Origin of the sequence: Aquimarina amphilecti (assembly GCF_900109375.1) — a bacterium.
In the GTDB taxonomy this organism is placed as follows: domain Bacteria; phylum Bacteroidota; class Bacteroidia; order Flavobacteriales; family Flavobacteriaceae; genus Aquimarina; species Aquimarina amphilecti.
Genome location: NZ_FOAB01000002.1, coordinates 1 through 18133, shown reverse-complemented (window position 1 = coordinate 18133; position 18133 = coordinate 1). Strand labels below are relative to the sequence as shown.

20 protein-coding genes are annotated in these 18133 nt (G+C 30.7%); 18 read left to right on the top strand and 2 right to left on the bottom strand.

Annotated elements, in window-relative coordinates:
• Window positions 1–30 precede the first annotated feature (30 nt).
• From BMY33_RS04460 to BMY33_RS04435, 6 genes are all read left to right on the top strand, one after another.
• Entirely contained in the window at window positions 31–909 is an 879-nt protein-coding gene (locus BMY33_RS04460) for an RNA polymerase sigma factor (protein ID WP_091406132.1), read from the top strand.
• 114 nt (window positions 910–1023) lie between these two features.
• Complete coding sequence (locus BMY33_RS04455) at window positions 1024–1527, top strand: SRPBCC family protein (RefSeq protein ID WP_091406130.1); 504 nt, start codon at window positions 1024–1026, stop codon at window positions 1525–1527.
• Window positions 1528–1541: 14 nt separating this feature from the next.
• Window positions 1542–2162 (top strand): SRPBCC family protein, encoded by a 621-nt coding sequence (locus tag BMY33_RS04450; protein WP_091406127.1) that lies wholly within the window; start codon window positions 1542–1544, stop codon window positions 2160–2162.
• A gap of 118 nt (window positions 2163–2280) precedes the next feature.
• Entirely contained in the window at window positions 2281–2862 is a 582-nt protein-coding gene (locus BMY33_RS04445) for a TetR/AcrR family transcriptional regulator (protein WP_091406125.1), read from the top strand.
• A 49-nt stretch (window positions 2863–2911) separates the two neighbouring features.
• Window positions 2912–3382 carry an SRPBCC family protein gene (locus tag BMY33_RS04440; RefSeq protein ID WP_091406123.1) on the top strand — a complete coding sequence of 157 codons (471 nt, stop codon included), beginning with the start codon at window positions 2912–2914 and terminating at the stop codon, window positions 3380–3382.
• Between the two features lie 17 nt (window positions 3383–3399).
• Window positions 3400–4293 (top strand): hypothetical protein, encoded by an 894-nt coding sequence (locus BMY33_RS04435; protein ID WP_091406121.1) that lies wholly within the window; start codon window positions 3400–3402, stop codon window positions 4291–4293.
• Window positions 4294–4441: 148 nt separating this feature from the next.
• On the opposite strand, the gene BMY33_RS04430 is transcribed toward BMY33_RS04435, so the two are convergent.
• On the bottom strand, window positions 4442–5833 hold the full coding sequence (locus tag BMY33_RS04430; protein WP_091406119.1) for a hypothetical protein: 1392 nt from the start codon (window positions 5831–5833) through the stop codon (window positions 4442–4444).
• A 93-nt stretch (window positions 5834–5926) separates the two neighbouring features.
• On the opposite strand from BMY33_RS04430, the gene BMY33_RS04425 reads away from it, so the two are divergent.
• From BMY33_RS04425 to BMY33_RS04380, 12 genes are all read left to right on the top strand, one after another.
• Window positions 5927–6289: a VOC family protein gene (locus BMY33_RS04425; RefSeq protein WP_091406118.1), complete on the top strand. Its 363-nt coding sequence runs from the start codon at window positions 5927–5929 to the stop codon at window positions 6287–6289.
• A 134-nt stretch (window positions 6290–6423) separates the two neighbouring features.
• Window positions 6424–7089 (top strand): DUF2461 domain-containing protein, encoded by a 666-nt coding sequence (locus BMY33_RS04420; RefSeq protein WP_170837005.1) that lies wholly within the window; start codon window positions 6424–6426, stop codon window positions 7087–7089.
• Window positions 7089–7451, top strand: coding sequence for a TfoX/Sxy family protein (locus tag BMY33_RS04415; protein WP_091406115.1), 363 nt, complete (start codon window positions 7089–7091; stop codon window positions 7449–7451). The genes BMY33_RS04420 and BMY33_RS04415 overlap by 1 nt, the downstream gene beginning before the upstream one ends.
• A 76-nt stretch (window positions 7452–7527) precedes the next feature.
• Entirely contained in the window at window positions 7528–8739 is a 1212-nt protein-coding gene (locus BMY33_RS04410; RefSeq protein ID WP_091406113.1) for an ABC transporter permease, read from the top strand.
• Window positions 8736–9404: an ABC transporter ATP-binding protein gene (locus tag BMY33_RS04405; RefSeq protein WP_091406111.1), complete on the top strand. Its 669-nt coding sequence runs from the start codon at window positions 8736–8738 to the stop codon at window positions 9402–9404. The genes BMY33_RS04410 and BMY33_RS04405 overlap by 4 nt, the downstream gene beginning before the upstream one ends.
• A gap of 27 nt (window positions 9405–9431) precedes the next feature.
• Entirely contained in the window at window positions 9432–9818 is a 387-nt protein-coding gene (locus BMY33_RS04400; protein WP_091406109.1) for a thiol-disulfide oxidoreductase DCC family protein, read from the top strand.
• A gap of 158 nt (window positions 9819–9976) precedes the next feature.
• A complete protein-coding gene (locus BMY33_RS04395) occupies window positions 9977–11644 on the top strand; it encodes a helix-turn-helix domain-containing protein (RefSeq protein ID WP_170837004.1) in 1668 nt (555 codons plus the stop codon).
• Window positions 11645–11789: 145 nt separating this feature from the next.
• Entirely contained in the window at window positions 11790–11948 is a 159-nt protein-coding gene (locus BMY33_RS23375) for a hypothetical protein (protein WP_170837003.1), read from the top strand.
• Window positions 11949–12184: 236 nt separating this feature from the next.
• A complete protein-coding gene (locus BMY33_RS23370; RefSeq protein WP_170837002.1) occupies window positions 12185–12337 on the top strand; it encodes a hypothetical protein in 153 nt (50 codons plus the stop codon).
• A 143-nt stretch (window positions 12338–12480) separates the two neighbouring features.
• Complete coding sequence (locus BMY33_RS04390; protein ID WP_091406105.1) at window positions 12481–13701, top strand: lanthionine synthetase C family protein; 1221 nt, start codon at window positions 12481–12483, stop codon at window positions 13699–13701.
• Window positions 13702–13718: 17 nt separating this feature from the next.
• A complete protein-coding gene (locus BMY33_RS04385; protein WP_091406103.1) occupies window positions 13719–15953 on the top strand; it encodes a lantibiotic dehydratase family protein in 2235 nt (744 codons plus the stop codon).
• Complete coding sequence (locus BMY33_RS04380; protein ID WP_091406101.1) at window positions 15953–16837, top strand: thiopeptide-type bacteriocin biosynthesis protein; 885 nt, start codon at window positions 15953–15955, stop codon at window positions 16835–16837. The genes BMY33_RS04385 and BMY33_RS04380 overlap by 1 nt, the downstream gene beginning before the upstream one ends.
• A 118-nt stretch (window positions 16838–16955) precedes the next feature.
• Here BMY33_RS04380 and BMY33_RS04375 read toward each other — a convergent pair.
• Window positions 16956–18133: Ig-like domain-containing protein (locus BMY33_RS04375; RefSeq protein WP_139195585.1), on the bottom strand; the 1178-nt coding region annotated here is incomplete at its 5' end.

The following is an 18133-nucleotide window of genomic DNA, read 5'->3' as shown; positions in this document are numbered from 1 at the left end:
ATTTGTGCATCTAACTAAGAAAAAGAACCCATGAATAATCCATTTTTGAAAGAATATATTGGAGACACCGCAGATATTCAATTAGTCAATGAGGCTAGATCAGGGAATAAAAAATCTCTAGAGGTATTAATTCTGAAGCATCAACCATACATATATAACATTGCTTGGAAAATGGTAAGAAACCCAATGGATGCAGAGGATTTAACCCAAGAAGTAAATATCAAAGTAATTACCAAACTCTCTCAATTTAAGGGAGAGAGTTCTTTTAGAACTTGGCTCTATAGAATTGTGGCAAATCATTTCTTGATGTCTAAACGAAAGACTACCGAGACTGTTTTAGATAGTTTTGATGCAATGGAGCTGGCGCTTGATAATACACCAGATGTTCCACTTACTACTTTAGAGCGAGAAGAAAATAAAAAAGTGATTCGTGAAATGAATTATATGTGTATGAGTGGGATGTTATTATGTTTAACAAAAGAGCAACGTATAACTTTTATACTCGGAGAGATGTTTAATGCAGATCATACAGTAGGTTCTGAGATTTTAGGAATATCAAAAGATAATTTTAGAAAACGATTATCAAGAGCTAGAGCAGATCTCTTTAATTTTATGAATAATAAATGTGGATTAGTTAATAAAAGTAATCCTTGTCGTTGTCATAAAAAAGTTACCTATGCAATTAAAGGGAAAGCGATAGATAGTAAAAATTTATTATTCAATCGGTCAGAGTATTCAGCGTTTAGAAACCTAGTAAAGCCAAAAGCAGATACAATGTTGGACTACGTGGATGATAAATATGCTCAATTGTATCAGGAACTTCCTTATAAGAAAGATTTTGATAAAAGAACATTTTTGGAAGATGTTGTAAACGATGAACATGTAAAAAAATTAATGAACCTTAATTAAAAACCACTCATTAATTAGTAAATAAAGCCCGAACATTTTGTTCGGGCTTTATTATACAAATTTGTCACACAAACTAATGAGGTGCATCTAAGTAGAAACGAAAAATAGAACATTATGAAATTTCAAAAAACAATTCAGGTTGCTGCCCCGGCAAGTAAGGTTTGGGAAGTATTATGGGATGATTATGGAGAAGTCTGTCAATGGGCCAGTACCGTAAATACATCAGAAACTAGAAAAGTACCTGGAAGTCCAGATGGTGGACGAACTTGTGTGTCTACTTGGGGTGAGATAAGTGAAATTGTAGAAGAAGTAGATGAAAAAAATATGATGTATCGCTACTATGCTGATGGATTACCATCTATGATGAAAAGTGCTGTTAATACTTGGAAAGTAACTTCTAAAAGTATTAATACATCTGAAGTTTCAATTGATTTGGAAATTGAATTTGCTACTATACCCAGGATTATTATGGGCTGGATGATTATACCTAAAATGAAAAAAGATATAATTCAGACTTTGGAAGATCTTAGGTATTTTATTGAGACGGGTAAACAGACTGATGCAAAAATCAAATCAGACCAAAAGTATTTTAAAAAAAATCCAATAAAAGCAGCATAACCTTAAAAAACAATATGAAAATTACAACTAGATCCATGTTAGCATTAACAGTAGTATTTATAATAAACTCTACTGTGTCGTTTGCGCAAAGCATGTCAAAAAAATACCGAACAATAAAAGTAGAGGTCGAAATTAATGCGTCAGCTGATAGAGTTTGGGAAGCTATGGTACTTGATTATGGTGAAATTTCTAATTTCTCACCATATATATATAGTTCTAATTATATAAGCGGATCCCTAAAAGGAGAACAAGGAGCTAAACGGAAATGTAGCTTTAATGAAAAAGGGACACGTTGGACTCATGAGCGTATTGAAGAAATTGATATGCAAAATATGATAATGCGTAATATTGTAATAGATGCAGAAAAGTTCCCGTTAGATTTAGACAACTCACAAGCTTATTACCGAGTAAAAGATAATGGAAATGGAACCTCTACAGCTTCATATGAGTTTCAATTTAGAACTAAACCTGCATTTATTGGAGCGATTGCTAAAGGAAATTTTAAGAATACATTAAAAGGGACTTTAATAGGATTAAAGCATTATGTAGAAACAGGTGAAAAGGTAAATGCAGTTAATGGTAAGTATAAAGAAATTAAGAAGAGATACCCTAATGTAAAAGTGGTAAAAGGATAAGGTGGTTCGGTTATGGTAAGAGCTAAAAGGTTTAAGGTTGCTTAAACCTTTTAGTTAAATTTTAGAAAAATAAACCAATTGGTCTAGTTTAGAATAATTTTTATATATTTACCGCAGAATGGGATATAAACATAATAAAGAAGATATTTTAGAGGTTGGTTATCAAGTGATCCGTAAGAATGGGTATCATCACGTTGGTATTAATCAGATCCTTAAAGAGGCAGGTATTCCTAAAGGTTCTTTTTATAATTTTTTTGAATCGAAAGAAGATTTTGCCAGACAGGTAATTCAATATTATGGAGAAGGAAATAGAAAATGGCTTCAGGATATATTCCAGAAATCAGAAGAAACACCAATTAATACTTTAAAGTCATTTTATAAGTTATTAATTGGATATAATGAAGAAGATAATTTCTGCAGTGGATGTCTGATCAATAATTTGGGGAATGAGACAGGAAGGCTGTATGATTCGTTAGCAGAGGAAACAAAAGAACAATTTGATCAATGGCTAGATATAATAGCTGAGGTAGCAAGGAAAGGTCAAGAAGTAAAAGAAATTACAAGTAGTTTTACTCCTAAAGAAATAGCTAATTATTTACATTCTGGATTTTATGGAACATTTTTCAAGATGAAAGTGGAAAGATCTAGAAAGGATATGGATACTTGGTTAGAAATGACTTTTAAGTTTATAAAAGCTTAATATTTTTTTAAAATAAAAAAAGTAGAATGGTCTAATTAAAATATATAATATGATAATATTAAATGTAAATCAATTTACCAATGCTCCTAAGCAACTTGAAATACGGAGATTTATAAATGCACCAATTGATAGAGTTTGGGATGTAATTTCTGATCACAAGGCAATGACATCTTGGATGCCAATGATTAAAGATGTGGATCTTATCAAAGCAGATTCAAAAGGTACCTGGGAAGAGGGGTGTGAGCGTAATTGTCAATTTGGTCCTGATTTATTGGAAGAAAAAATAGTGCATTGGGATCCACCATATGGATATGCATATATGATTTCGGATATGCACATTGTTAAGAATCATTTGGGATATTTTAAGCTTATTGAAAAAATGGAAGGAACAGAAGTTGTTTGGACTCAGTACTATGACCCTAATGGAAATATTATAAAGAAATGGATGGCTAAAAATGTCATGTTACCATCAGTAATGAAGAAAGCTTTAAAAAATTTACAAAAGAAAACCAGCGTTTAATTTTAATCTAAAGAATCATGAAATCATTAATCAAATTGATAACTATTATCACTGTTGTTTTGATCATTCAGTCCTGCTCATCGGTTGATTTACGAAGTGACTATTTAATAAGTAACCCCGATCAAACAGAAACAAAGGGAAGAGAACTTTTACAAACCTCTATGGAAAAAATGGGGTACAATCAACTTTCCAAAACGGATGTATATGAAGTAACGGCACAATTTAACTGGAAGAAAGGTTGGCTAGTTATGCCTATGAATGCTTTTCCAGGAAATAATAAAAATGATCTTCAATTTCGGTTTGCTACCAATACTTTTGATGGACAATTACAATACCTTGAAGGTAGAAAAAAAGGAACTATACAGGGATTACAATCTTGGCAAGGATATAAAATTAAATATGAAAATAGCAAAATAAAAAAACATGAACATGATCGATATATCTGGGGGTTAGCTACATATCATTATATATTAGAATCTCCATTTAGAATGTTGGATGCTACAATTATAAGATACGCTGGAGAAAAGGAATTTGAAAATAAACAATATGATTTGGTGTATGCCACTTGGGGATCCGAAGAGCCAAATAATAAATATGATCGTTGGTTAATTTATATCAACAAAGAAACTGGTTTTATAGATCTTACAGAAGTTACAATTAATGACTTTTTTATTACAATGCCAAAAGGATTACAGCATGGTACAGTTAGATTTGATAGAAAGGAGACCAGTATTGGTGCGCATTTACCAAGTAAGATAAGTATACAATTACTTTCACCGAAAAAAGAGGGCAGCTATGTTTATTATTTTACTCTAGATAATTATAAGTTTGATGGATTTAATAAAGATAAATTGTATCCTATAGAAGGATTACCGCTATATGGTAATTCTAAACCAGATTATTCTGATTAATAAAATCTAGATATGATTAATTTAGTAAGCTTGTAGTTAAACTATGGGCTTTTATATTTTTTAATTCTGAACAGTTATGTTTAAGATGATCTGTCATGGATTTTTTTTAAAGTATTATCTAAAAATTTTATTCAGATGATTAGGGTGATTAACATCTGTGTTCGATCCATTCATTAAAATCGATATATCCATTTGTAAATTTTGGGATAGGATCTTTTTTCAACTCAATTGATAATTGCTTAAAAGCATTTTTTTTGTCTTTCTCAGAATACTCAACTGTTTTGGTCAAAAATTTCAATAATATTTTTTCATAGGAATCTATGTTTTTTTGCTTTTTTATATGCTTTTTGATAGCATTAATTAAGTATCGCAATGAAAAACCATTTCTGAGCTCGTAATGAGTTAAGAGATTAAGCCAATAAATATATGTAATTAAGTCTTTTCGATCCTTTTTTGTTTGATTATTAAGTATGTCGTTAATCCAAAATAATGCGTTGTTATAATCTTTTTTTTGAAAATAAATATTAGCAAACTGAAAACGGAAAGACAACCAGTAATTACTAGGAATAACTTTTTTATTCTTCGTGATGAACTCTTGAATGTTTTCGATAACTTCTTGTGTATTATGGAGATCCTTTAAATACCTGTGAATTTCGAGTTCAATATTATATAGACGTAATGTTTCTTTTATTAATGAAGCAGAATTGATGCTAATTTCTTGTGTCTTTTGTTTTAGAACGAGGATTCTTACAAAAGCTTCTTTGTATAGTTTTTCAAACACAAGATATCCCAGGTAGTTGTTGTATACAGAAAAATAAGTTGTAAAATATTCCTTAAGTAATTCTGGCTTTTGTTCCCATTCTTTTAGTATTTTTTCTATGGTAGATTTTGCTTTATTGTAGTTCTTTGCTGCAAGTTGTTTTCTGTATAAATGAAGGGTTTTTAGTGTTTTATTGTGTAAATGATTCGTTTTTTTATGTGATAATGAAGAGCTAATAGGGTCGATGTTGGCTAATAAAAGATGAATATAATCTGTAGTTGCATTTAGCGAGTTCTTTTGTTCGGTAATAATGTTTTTTAAGGTGTCAAAATCTTGAGGGTGTGTAGCTTGGTGTACTTTTCTCTTCCAATCTTTAATTTGAAATAATAATATATTTTGTTGAAAGTTGATTGCTTTTTTTTCTGCACGATTCAGTTCACTATTACAAATAGTATATAAACCTTTGTGGAATAAAATTTCTACATTTCGCATGATATCAGTTAGCTCTGCTTGTATGGAAATCCGAGAGTGATAATTACGTAAAGACTGTAAAATACGTTGTTTTAAATAGTTTTTTATGGTGGTTAATTGGTTTGTAAAAGGTTTGTTGGTAAAAGTTGCTTTGATTAATGCTTCGTTGTATTTTTTTTGTTCTTCTATTGCATTGAAAAGTAGTAGATATTCTGAATCTTCTCCTCCTTTTGAGCTTAGTCTAAAGTAACGCTTTTCACTTTTGCTTAATGACTTAATCAAATAAAATAGCTCTTCGTTTTTTTTCATTTTAGAAACCTATGTTTATTCAAAAATAAGGTTTTTCTAAATGACCTTGATCATATACCTTTGATCTATTCTTAATTAATACAATATAGTACTATGTCAAATGCAATTAGTTGGTTTGAAATACCAAGCACGAATTTTGAAAGAGCAGTAAAGTTTTACAATGAACTTTTAAATGCGGAATTACAGCCTATGGAACTGGAGTTTAAAATGGCTTTTTTCCCATACATGGATGGAGGAGTAGGAGGTTGTGTAACACACGGTAATGGAAATACGCCTTCTCAGCAAGGGACATTCGCTTACTTAAATGGAGGAGAAGATTTGTCGGTGCCTTTAGCACGTGTGGAAAAGGCAGGAGGTAAAATTCTTATGCCAAAAACTTCTATTGGAGAAAATGGTTTTATGGCAATATTTTTGGATACTGAAGGAAATAGAGTTGCATTTCATTCTATGTCCTAAGATGTTGTTTTCTGTTGTCTAGAGTGAGGTTAAAGGTTTATGATTTTTTATAATCAGATATATACAGTAGAGTATAAGTTTTGATTTCACTCTAATAGATAGTTTTATTATATTTAATGTTACTAATTTCATTTATGCAATATTTTACAAATGATTTTGTTGGTTTTTTTGAAGAACTATCCACGAATAATCATAGAGAATGGTTTCATGCGAATAAAAAAAGATATGAAGAGAGTGTAAAAAAGCCTTTTGAGATCTTTTTAGGTAAATTGATTCAAGAGATACAAAAATATGATCCCATGTTAGATATTGAGCCTAAGGATTGTATACTTCGTATCAATAAGGATATTCGTTTTTCTAAAGATAAATCACCATATAATCTATATTATACTGCATTCGTATCTGGAGGTGGACGAAAAGACAAAAGTGTTCCTGGTATGTTTTTGCGTTTTTCTCCCGAAATGGTGGGAGTTATGGGTGGATGTTTTGGGATTTCTAAGGAACAATTACATAGTATAAGAACTAAAATTGATCAAGATTCTTCACAATTTAGAAAATTGATAGAAAATAAGGATTTTGTTCAAAAATTTGGAGAGATTAAAGGAAGAGCGTTAAAGCGAATACCTAAAGAATGGAAGGAAGCTTATGAGAAAGAACCTTTGATTGCGAATAAACAATTTTATTTTGTCGGAGAAGTGTCCCCATCTATTATAACCAGTGATTCTCTTATTAATGAACTTATGAATTATTGGAAAGTGATGCGTCCAGTAAATGAGTATTTAATCGAAGCTATTCAATAATGGCATACAGTGAATATATAGCTGATCGAATTCATCAGATTTTCCATGAGAAAAGAGTGAACTTTTATGCAAAAAAAATGATGGGAGGTCTATGTTTTATGGTCGATGATAAGATGTGTTGTGGTATTCATTACGATAAAAAACGGGAAACTGATCTTTTGATGGCGCGCATAGGAGAATTGGCATATGAAAAAGCAATTCATAAAGAAGGCTGTTACCCTATGGATTTTACAGGAAGAGCTATGAAAGGATATGTTTTTGTTACAGCGGATGGATTTGACTTTGATGAGGATTTAGAGTATTGGATACAGTTATGTTTAGATTTTAATCCAATGGCCAAAAGCAGTAAAAAAAGAAAATAAGTCTAATAAAAAAGGGATTTTTATTGGACTTATTTTGTCATTGTAATGCTTATCTTGCTTTATCGACCTATAAACTATGTCCGAACAAGTCTTTAATAAAACCAACATATTCATTGCGTTACAATACTTAGCAGCTAGAAAAAAGCAAAGTTTTTTAGCAACAATAGGTGTATTGCTTGGCGTAACTACATTTATTGTTATGATTAATTTTATGACAGGTGTTAATGATTTTTTGGATGATGCAGTTTTTAATGGTAGTCCTGATATTATTATAAGTGCCACTACAAAAAGGAATTCTAAAAAAAAACCTGGCATTACTACAAATTATATAGAGAACAGTGACAAGGTTGATGAGTTTTTGGAAAAAGATCAAAATGTAGAATCATTTGCCCACCAAATAATTTCACCTGCGATTTTAATTAGTGATGCTAAACAATTCCCTGGTAGTATTAATGGGATTTTTCCTGATCAAGAAGATGAAATGGTAGATCTGGAAAGACGATTGATAGAAGGAGAAGGTTTCCAAAGTTTATCATCTGAGAACACTATTTTGTTAGGTATTAGTCTTGCCAAACGATTACAAGTTTCTGCTGGAGATCAAATTAAGATGATACTTCCTAATGGGAAGAATATAGTTCTAAAAGTTTCTGGCATATTTAGTTTTGGAATTACTACGATTGATAATGTAAGAACGTATGTTTCAGCAGCTACTTTGCAGAATTTGTTGGGCCAAAATAGTATTTCTAATATCCATATAAAACTAAGGAACAGAGATAACGTTCGATTAAAAGATTATCTGATCCAGAATATCAATGATATTACAACAGAAGATTGGAAAGATAGTAATAAGACCATTGTAATAGGGAATAAGGTTCGGGATATTCTTACTTGGTCGGTATCTTTCGCATTACTTTTAGTGGCAGGATTTGGGATTTATAATATTCTGAATATTACTGTTATTCAAAAGAGAAAAGATATTGCAGTATTAAAAACTATCGGATACTCTAGTAAAGACATTGTTTTTATTTTTCTCGTACAATCATTGATTATTGGAATTCTAGGAGCATTTTTCGGAGCATTTTTTGGGTATATAATTAGTTATATGATCTCGACAACGCCTTTGGATACTTCGGATTTCATTATTGTGGATACATATCCAATAAACTTTAAAATATCATATTATGTTCTAGGGCTTCTATTTGGTATTTTGACAACTATTATTGCTGGATATTTTCCTTCCAGAAAAGCAAGTAAAGTAGATCCTGTAACAATAATTAGAGGAATATGATTCTAGAAGCACAATGTATTAATAAATATTTTCTTGATCCCGAAAAACATCAGGTGTTAAAAGAGGTTTCTTTATCAGTTCCTGAGGGAGAACTCGTTTCAGTATATGGAGAATCTGGAAGCGGAAAATCTACCTTACTTTATATTTTATCAACACTCGATATGGATTTTGAAGGAAACTTGAAAATACATAATCAAGAAGTTAAAGACCTTAATGCTAGTTCGCTCACAGATTTCAGGAATAAACATATAGGATTTGTATATCAATTTCATTATTTGCTTCCAGAGTTTAATGTGTTGCAGAACGTTATGCTGCCTGCAATGAAATTATCGAAAAAAAATAAAGATGACATTAGAAAAGATGCACTGAATCTATTGAGTGAAGTTGGTATGAAAGGTTTTGCAAAGCGTCCGTCATATCAACTTTCTGGTGGTCAACAACAACGAGTAGCTATTGCTAGAGCATTAATTAATGATCCTTCCTTGATAGTAGCTGATGAACCAACAGGAAATTTGGATCAAAAAAATTCTGAATTAATATTCGAACTATTAAAGGAAATTACTGGATCTAGAAATAAAGCAGTGGTAATTGCAACACATAATCCTAAAATTTATCATAATTCTAACCGTAGTATTGAAATGATTGATGGTTCTATACGACTATAACCGTGTAAAAACTTAAAAATCAATAAAATGGAAACTTCTTTAAACAAAAGTGTTATTATATTCGATGGAGAATGTAATTTATGTAATGGTGTTGTCGGTTGGTTAATGCAGTTTGCTCCAGAAGATCTTTTTCATTTTACTCCATTCCAATCTCCAAAAGGTCAAGATTTACTAAAAAAGCATGGATATCCAACGGAACAATTGGATACTGTAATTCTTATCGATGAGAACGGGTCTCATACGCATTCCGACGGTTTTTTAAGAATCATTTCTAAAATTCCAAAATGGAAACGAGTGGCTGCATTATTGGCCTTTATCCCAAGAATGTTACGTGATAGTATTTATAAACTTGCATCTCGCAATAGAGTAAAATGGTTTGGACAATCACAGAGTTGTACTATTAATTTTAGATAAATTTTATTCGTCTAATATCCTCTTAAATTCTAGATTAAATAGAATCATTACATTTGGATGATCACACAATATCACTCTAAATGTTTTTTTTGATTAATAGATATACCTCAAAGTATTTACTTTATTGCATCTTTATATTCAGTGTTTTGGCGATAAAAATGAACGCCCAAGAGCACCGTGTAATTGTGGTAGATAGTTTAAAAGATAAAACTATTCCAGAATTAATAAATCTAATTAAAAATTCTTCAACCGATAAAAGTCTTATATACGAAGTAGCACTAAATGAATATAAGACTCCAAATACAAACCTAGCTCGTATATATTCTGAAATTGGATATTATTTTTATAAGGAGGAAAACTCCGAGAGAAGTGTTTCATACCTAGATAAAGCTATAAAAATAGCATCTACAAATGGCGATAATGAGATTCTTTGTGAGGCTTATAAAAAACAAGGGAATTCTTATTTACAAGATTGGAAAAATCAAGAAGCACTGGATGCTTATCAGAAGGTTTTGGAAATGTCGCATGAAAAAGCAGATCTTAAAAATGAGATTGTGGCTAAATCCAATATAGTAATTGTTCTAAGACGAATGAATCAGTTAGACAGGGCATTACGTGAGTGTAATGAATTGCTCAGTTTTATTGATGAAACATCTTTTAAAAATGGTAGAAACCACGTAAACGTATTAACTATTATTAGTGAAGTTTATCTGGATTTAGAGAAGTTCGACTCTGTTATAAAGTATGCTGACAAGGGTATAAAAATGAGTAAACTTTTGGATTATCAAATAGCTATTGCCGATTTATATATTAAAAAAGGGATTGTTTTTTATCAAAGTAAGGATTTCGACCAAGCGTTAGATTTTTTGTATAAGGCAGAGGATATTTTAGAGAATCTGAAAATTAGCAAAAGATCAAATCAATCAATCAACGTTAATTATTTTTTGGCTAGTTATTTTTATGAGATTAAATCCTATGACAAAGCAATTAATTATTTGTTAGAAACAATCAATGCTTTAAAGGATGGTGATTTAAGAAAAAATAGAGTTATTGATGCTCATGTACTTCTCGCTAAAAGTTATAAAGAAATGGGAGACGGAGATGCATCTATTCATTGGTTTACAAGGCATCAGGAATTACAAGATCAGTTCCAGAAAAATAAAGATAAGACTGTGAATAAATTATATGATCAAAATACCCAACAATTAGGGGATAAAATCAAAACATTAGAAAGTAAACAAGTAAAAGAACAAAAATATAAGAAGTATATTTTAGGGAGTTTAGTATTGGTTTTTTTGATAATGATTGCAGTATTAATTACGTATTTCAGAAAACAAAAGTCAAATAAAATTGTATTTAATGAGCTTGTTAAAAAAATATCAGATTTAGAAACTAGAGAGAAAATAGAATCATCTGTAACAAAAGATGTAACGAAAGAGGTTGTAATTGATGATGGAAAAATCAGTGAAGTTCTCAAAGGATTGCATAAAATTGAACAGCAAGAGTATTTCTTAAGTTTAGATTGTAACTTGAGATCAATTGCAAAAAAGGTAAAAACAAACGCTACTTATCTTTCTAAAATTATTAATACTTATAAAGGAAAGAGTTTCAATGATTACATCAATGATTTAAGAATTGACTATGCTCTAAAAAGATTAAAGAATGATAAAAAATTTAGATCATTTTCTATTAGTTCAATAGCCTCAGAAATAGGGTACAAGAGTGATAACTCTTTTACGAAACATTTTAAAGCCAAAACAGGACTTAATCCGTCTTATTATATAAAGAATATAGATAAACTACCTTATGAAATTAAAGACATTTAAAATGCGATTGTAAGCGCCGCATTTTGTTCAAAATGCGGTTTGTTAATTATGATTTAATTGTTATAAAAAGTATATTTCTTATATCTTAACTTTTATTTATTAGTAATCTTTTTAAAGGAATAAATAAAGCACAAAACATATACTCATGAAGAATAAACAAAGAAACGCAATTACGTTAAAAAAGCTTACTGTAGCTAGGATCAACTTGAATACTATGAGGAAAGTAAAAGGAGGGGATTGCCTACCTACAGAACACGAAGGCAATTCTCATGTTGATTGTGAACCAACTCAACATCGTTTTTAAGATCCCATAAAAAAAGAACATAAAAAAAACTTCAGTGATGGAGTTTTTTTTATGCCTTATTTTGTTCAAAATACGTATGTTAAATTTTATATGCCCCTATTTTGTCAATAATTTTAAAGTAGAAAAATTCTTGATTAGAATTGCCAAACTGCGTATTGAGTTAAAGGTAATTTTAAAAAAATGGGGAAGCCGAAAACCATAAACAGAGTAGGTAATTTTAAATATTATACAATATCATGAAAAAATCATTGAAAAAATTGGAGCTTAAAAAACAAACGATTAGTGACTTAAACCTTAATAAAATAAAGGGTGGTATTGATCCAACACATTGTTGTCCTACTCTAGATGCTCTTAATAGCTGTCCTCCTCCTGGAAGATATTGTTTCTAAAAAAACTGAAGAGACATACTTTGAAACATTTTTAAAAAATGATGCCATAGTATACATCTTAATACAAGTTTTTTTAATATTTTGAAGACGAAAACTGCCTTAATTTTAGGCAGTTTTTTTATAGTGTTATTTAAGAAGAAAAAATGAATAATCTCAAACCTATTTTGTTAGATAAGTTAGAAAGTATAAGTACTATCCTTTCCGAGAATTATAAGAATAATGAGCACGTCGGTGTTTTATCAGGTATTTCTGGAATCGCATTGTTTCAGTTTTATTATTCTAAGTTTACCGAAAAAGAATCACATGCAGATGTTGGTGTAGAGATTATATCTTCTGTGATTGAAAGAATTAATGAAGGATATAGTTTCCCTACTTTTTGTACCGGAATTGCCGGAGCAGGTTGGGCTATAGAACTGTTAGATGAAGAAGGCTTTATTGATATAGATAGTGATGACCTTCTCTCAGATTTAGACGATTACTTAAGTAGGGCAATTGTACAGATGGGCGAGAAAGATAAATTTTATGATTTTCTTCACGGAGCAATAGGGATTGGGTTCTATTTTTTTAAGAGATATCAAAGTACAAAGTCTTTAGATTTAAAAAAATCCTATAAAGTAAAACTTCTAGAAATTGTTGCTTCTCTTAAAAGAGCTTCCATTGAGGAAAATGGTATGATGAAATGGGAAAGTTACCTTAGTGAAGAAGATGAAATTAAAGGGTTTAATCTAAGCCTATCTCATGGAATGGCAAGTATTATAAACTTTTTATCTCGTTTAACTGTCTATGATGATTTTCGCGATGTAGTATTGCCAATCCTAGAGAAAGCTACACAGTTTATTCTAAGTAATGAGAACAAAGATGTATCTTGTTCTTCGTTTTTTCCGAGTTGGATTTATGAAGGTAAGGAAAAGAATAATGAACGATTGGCTTGGTGTTATGGAGATTTGGGAATAGGCTTGACTTTATGGAGAGTCGGAAACGTTTTAGGAAATGATATGATTGCTCAAAAAGGACTAATCACTGTAGAAAACTCTTGCAAAAGAAGAGACCTTATAGAGACTAAAGTAAAGGATAATGGTTTATGCCATGGTACCTTTGGTATGGTACAGATTTATAATCATATGTATAACGAAACACAAAAAGCAATATTCAAAGAAACAGCCGATTATTGGATGGAACAGGGGCTTAATATGGCTATACATGAAGATGGGTATGTGGGATATAAACAGTGGTCTGGGGGCACAGATGAAGGGTGGAGAAAAGAAATGAATTTATTAGAAGGTGTGGCAGGAATAGGACTGAGTATCATCTCTTATTTAGCACCATTTGAAACAAAATGGGATGAATGTTTATTAATCAGCTAATTTGAAATAGCAACATTATGAGCTATAAAAACTTTCCTAAATACGTTTTAAGAACACCATTGTTTTCTTTTTCGTTTTATAAGGAGTTAACTAAAAATGAAATACTAGACCAAGAAGAATTAAAGAAAGTATGTGGTGATAAAATTGTTAAAGAAGCAATTTTTCTTGCGTCTCCTTCATTATATCAAGAGTTTGAAAAGTGGTTAAATGGAGAAATAAAGGAGAAATCTGCATCGGAACGGATGATGTACTCTGTTTTAAAATATCTTAGTAGGATGTCTTCTAGATGTACTCCATTTGGTCTTTTTGCAGGAACTGCGGTAGGAGATTTTTCAGCAACAACATCAATAGAACTTTCTGGTAAATCAAAGAATAATCGTCATACAAGATTGGACATGAATTATCTTGTGGCATTATCTCAGGATATTGTAAAGGATAAGAAAATCCGTAATCAACTTCTATTTTATTCTAATACGAGTATATATAAAGCAGGTAGTCAACTTAGATATGTAGAATATTCTTATGTAAATAGTAGAAGAGTACATCATATTGTTGCTGTAGAGGATTCAGAATATCTACAAAAAGTACTTGCTAAAGTAAAAAAAGGAGCATTACTTAATGATTTAACCGAGGTATTAGTAGATGATGAAATAGGCTATGAAGATGCATCTGGGTTTATTGATCAATTAGTAGAAAGTCAATTGTTAATAAGTGAATTAGAACCATCGGTTTCTGGACCGGAGTTTTTAGAGCAAATAATGCCGGTTCTCAAAAAGTTATCTGGGACGGATCATATCATTTCTGAATTAGAAAGTGTTCAACAAACATTAAGACAAATTGATGAAAACATAGGAAATTCTGCAGAGGAGTATATCAATCTTAGTGAATCTCTTAAGAAATTAGAAACAGGTTTTGAATTAAAATATATGTTCCAAACGGATATGAATTTGTCCGTGGAGAAGAACACACTTAGTTATGATACAGTTAAGAAAATAAGGAAAGGGTTATCGTTGCTTAATAAATTAACATTACCCCCAAAAGAAACGTTTGTTTCTAGATTTAAATCAGCTTTTTACGAGCGATATGAAAGTAGGGAAGTTTCTTTATCAAAAGCTCTTGATGTGGAGCTTGGAATTGGATTCTTACAAGATAAAGATTCTGGAGACGTAAGTCAGATCATTGATGATCTTGTACTACCTTATAGACAACAAAAAGTATCTGTAAAAGAGGTTAAATGGTCTTCGATACAATCAATTCTTCATAAAAAACTAGTTTCGTGTATTAAAGAAGGAAATCATTCCTTGGAGTTAATTGATAAGGATTTTGAAGATTTAGAAGAGAATTGGGAAGATTTACCAGATACGATTTCTTCTATGATAGAATTGGTAGAAATAGATGGATCACAGAAAATAGTAATGTCTAGTTGCGGAGGCTCTAGTGCTGCTAATTTATTGGGGCGTTTTTGTCACGGTGATGAAGATTTAAATAAATATACACAAGAAATAGTTGACTTAGAAACTAAGTTAAATCCAAACAAAATTTTAGCAGAGATAGTTCATTTGCCAGAATCAAGAGTTGGTAATATTTTGATGAGACCTAGTTTTAGAAAGTATGAAATCCCTTATTTAGCAAAATCTATTATCGTTGATGAAGATCAACTTTTGTTAGATGATTTAATGATTTCTGCAAGTCCAAATGGCAAGGTGAAATTACGGTCTAAAAAATTTGATAAAGAAGTAGTGCCTCATTTAACCAATGCGCATAATTTTTCTAGTAATGCGTTGCCTATTTATCAGTTTTTAGCAAACATGCAAACTCAAAATGTACGAAGTGGAATTGGTTTTGATTGGGGTCCATTTTCAGAAGAATATGATTTTTTGCCAAGAGTTGAGTATAAAGATGTTATACTTTCTAGTGCAACTTGGAATGTTTCATTATCTGAAATCAAACCTTTGTTAAATGTTCAGAAAGATGGTGATAAGTTCATCCAAGAACTAAATAAACTTATTGAGACTAAAAAATTATCTCGATTTGTGCTTCTTGCAGATGGGGATAATGAACTGTTAATCAATACGAGGAATACAACATCAATGAAAATGTTGCTTAATACGGTAAAGAAAAGAAGCACATTTAAACTAAAGGAGTTTTTGCATTCAGAAGATAGTGTAGTAAAAGAAGGAGAAAATGCGTTTACAAATCAAATTGTAGTGTCTTTTTACAATGAAAAGAAGCTGAAAAATATACAGAAGTAATGGGTGATGTACAAAGATCCTTTATTATAGGTAGTGAATGGTTGTATTATAAAATATATACAGGACCTAAAACCTCTGACCTTATTCTCACAGATATTATTAAACCAATAGCTACGCACCTTTTAGAAAAAGGAATTATAGATAAATGGTTTTTTATAAGATATAATGATCCAAAACATCATATTAGGGTAAGATTTCATTATAATAAACCTGAAAATATTGCTGAGGTTATCAATTCGTTATATAGTTTGCTTAAAGAGTATTCTGATGAAGATCTGGTTTGGAAAATACAATTAGATACGTATCAAAGAGAAGTAGAGCGCTATGGCGTAAAAACAATGGATTTGTCAGAAAAATTGTTCTTTTTGGATAGTAAAATGATTGTAGATTTTTTGGATATGATCGATGGAGATGAAGGAGAAGAGTTGAGATGGTTGTTTGGAGTTAGAGCTATTGATCAACTACTTCAGGATTTTGGTTATACTGAAGATGATAAGTTAATTTTATTAGAACGATTAAAGATAGGGTTTGGTTCTGAATTTGGAATGAATAAAGGGCTTAAAAAGCAGATGGACAAAAAATTCCGAAATGAACATGATAAAATTAAAAATTTCTTAAGTTTTGAAAGAGATACAGATCCTGATTACGCTCCAATTATTGATGTTTTAGAAGAGAAAAGTAAAAACAGCAAGTCATTAGTTAAAGAGATACAGTCTGTAGTAGATAAAACTGTTTTGGATGATATGATGAGTAGTTATATCCATATGCTTATGAATAGATTATTTAGATCTAAAAATCGTTTACATGAAATGGTTCTTTATGATCTGTTGTATAGAACCTATAAAGTGGCGTGGGGAATTAGAAAATTTAAGAATAAAACATAATCTAAGTTGAAGGTATACGAAATACATTCTTTTTCGCTATTTGGATGTTATCCGGAGAGAAGTCTCTTGTATTTTAATTCTTCTATTTATTTGATAAAATTACACCTAAAAAACAACTTTATTCTTTCAGTATTTTTTTAGTTAAAGATTCTTTTTCAGAATATACTTTCATTAGATATAATCCAGAATGAATTGAGGATATATCGATACTATTAATGACGCTATTTCGATCTAGTTCTGTAGAAAGTATTAATTTACCTTGAATATCAAAAAATTCTGCACGCTCTAAATTTAAATTAATTTCTCCTGAAATATTAATTGTATTCTTTGAAGGTATTGGATAGATGATAATATCATTTAAGAGATTTTCATCGTCAATTCCTAAAGTGTTGTCAAAATCAATCCTAAATTGAGTTGCAGCGATATTTCCATTCCCGTATAGATCTGTAAAACTACCGCCATAAATGTCAATAGTAACTGTTCCTGGCAAAGTTGTAGTGACTGTAGCACGATAAGATAATCCTCCACCAGAAAGATTATTTACAACTCCATTTTCTACAATGATATCATTTAAATCGAAACCAGTGATATCCTCATTAAACGTAATATTAATTTCAAATGAAGAGTTACCTGTTGGATTAGATTCCGAAGTGGTTATGTTTGCCGTTGGAGGTGTAATATCTGTAAGTGATATATTTACACTAGATGAATTAACACAAGTTCTCGCTATAGTATATGTAATAGTATATGTATTTGGTATTGAATTAGATATATCGATTTCTCCGGTATTACTATTAATAACCAACCCTATTGGTGTAGATGTGAAAACACCACCGGTTATGCCAGTCACTGTTGGTGCTGGATCTGATTCGGTAGTAGAATAAGAAGATTTTGTATATAAAAATGACGCGTTATCTAGATCATTAATAGTGATATCAAAATTAGATGAGTTTGGACAAGTTCCATTGGTAGTATAAGTTACTATATAATCTCCTGCATCACTATCAGCGATATTTATTATTCCTGAAGATGGATCAATTACTAATCCTGTTGTACTAGCAAATACTCCACCTGCTAGACCTGTTATTGCTGGAGTTGTATTTGGTTGATTGGCGCAATAGATTGCTTGATCATAGTTGAAACTAGGATCATCAAGTTCAGTTATATTTACATTTACTTGGCTAGAGTTCGGACAAGTTCCATTGGTAGTATATGTTACTACATAATCTCCTGCATCGCTATCAGCGATATTTATTATTCCTGAAGATGGATCAATTACTAATCCTGTTGTACTAG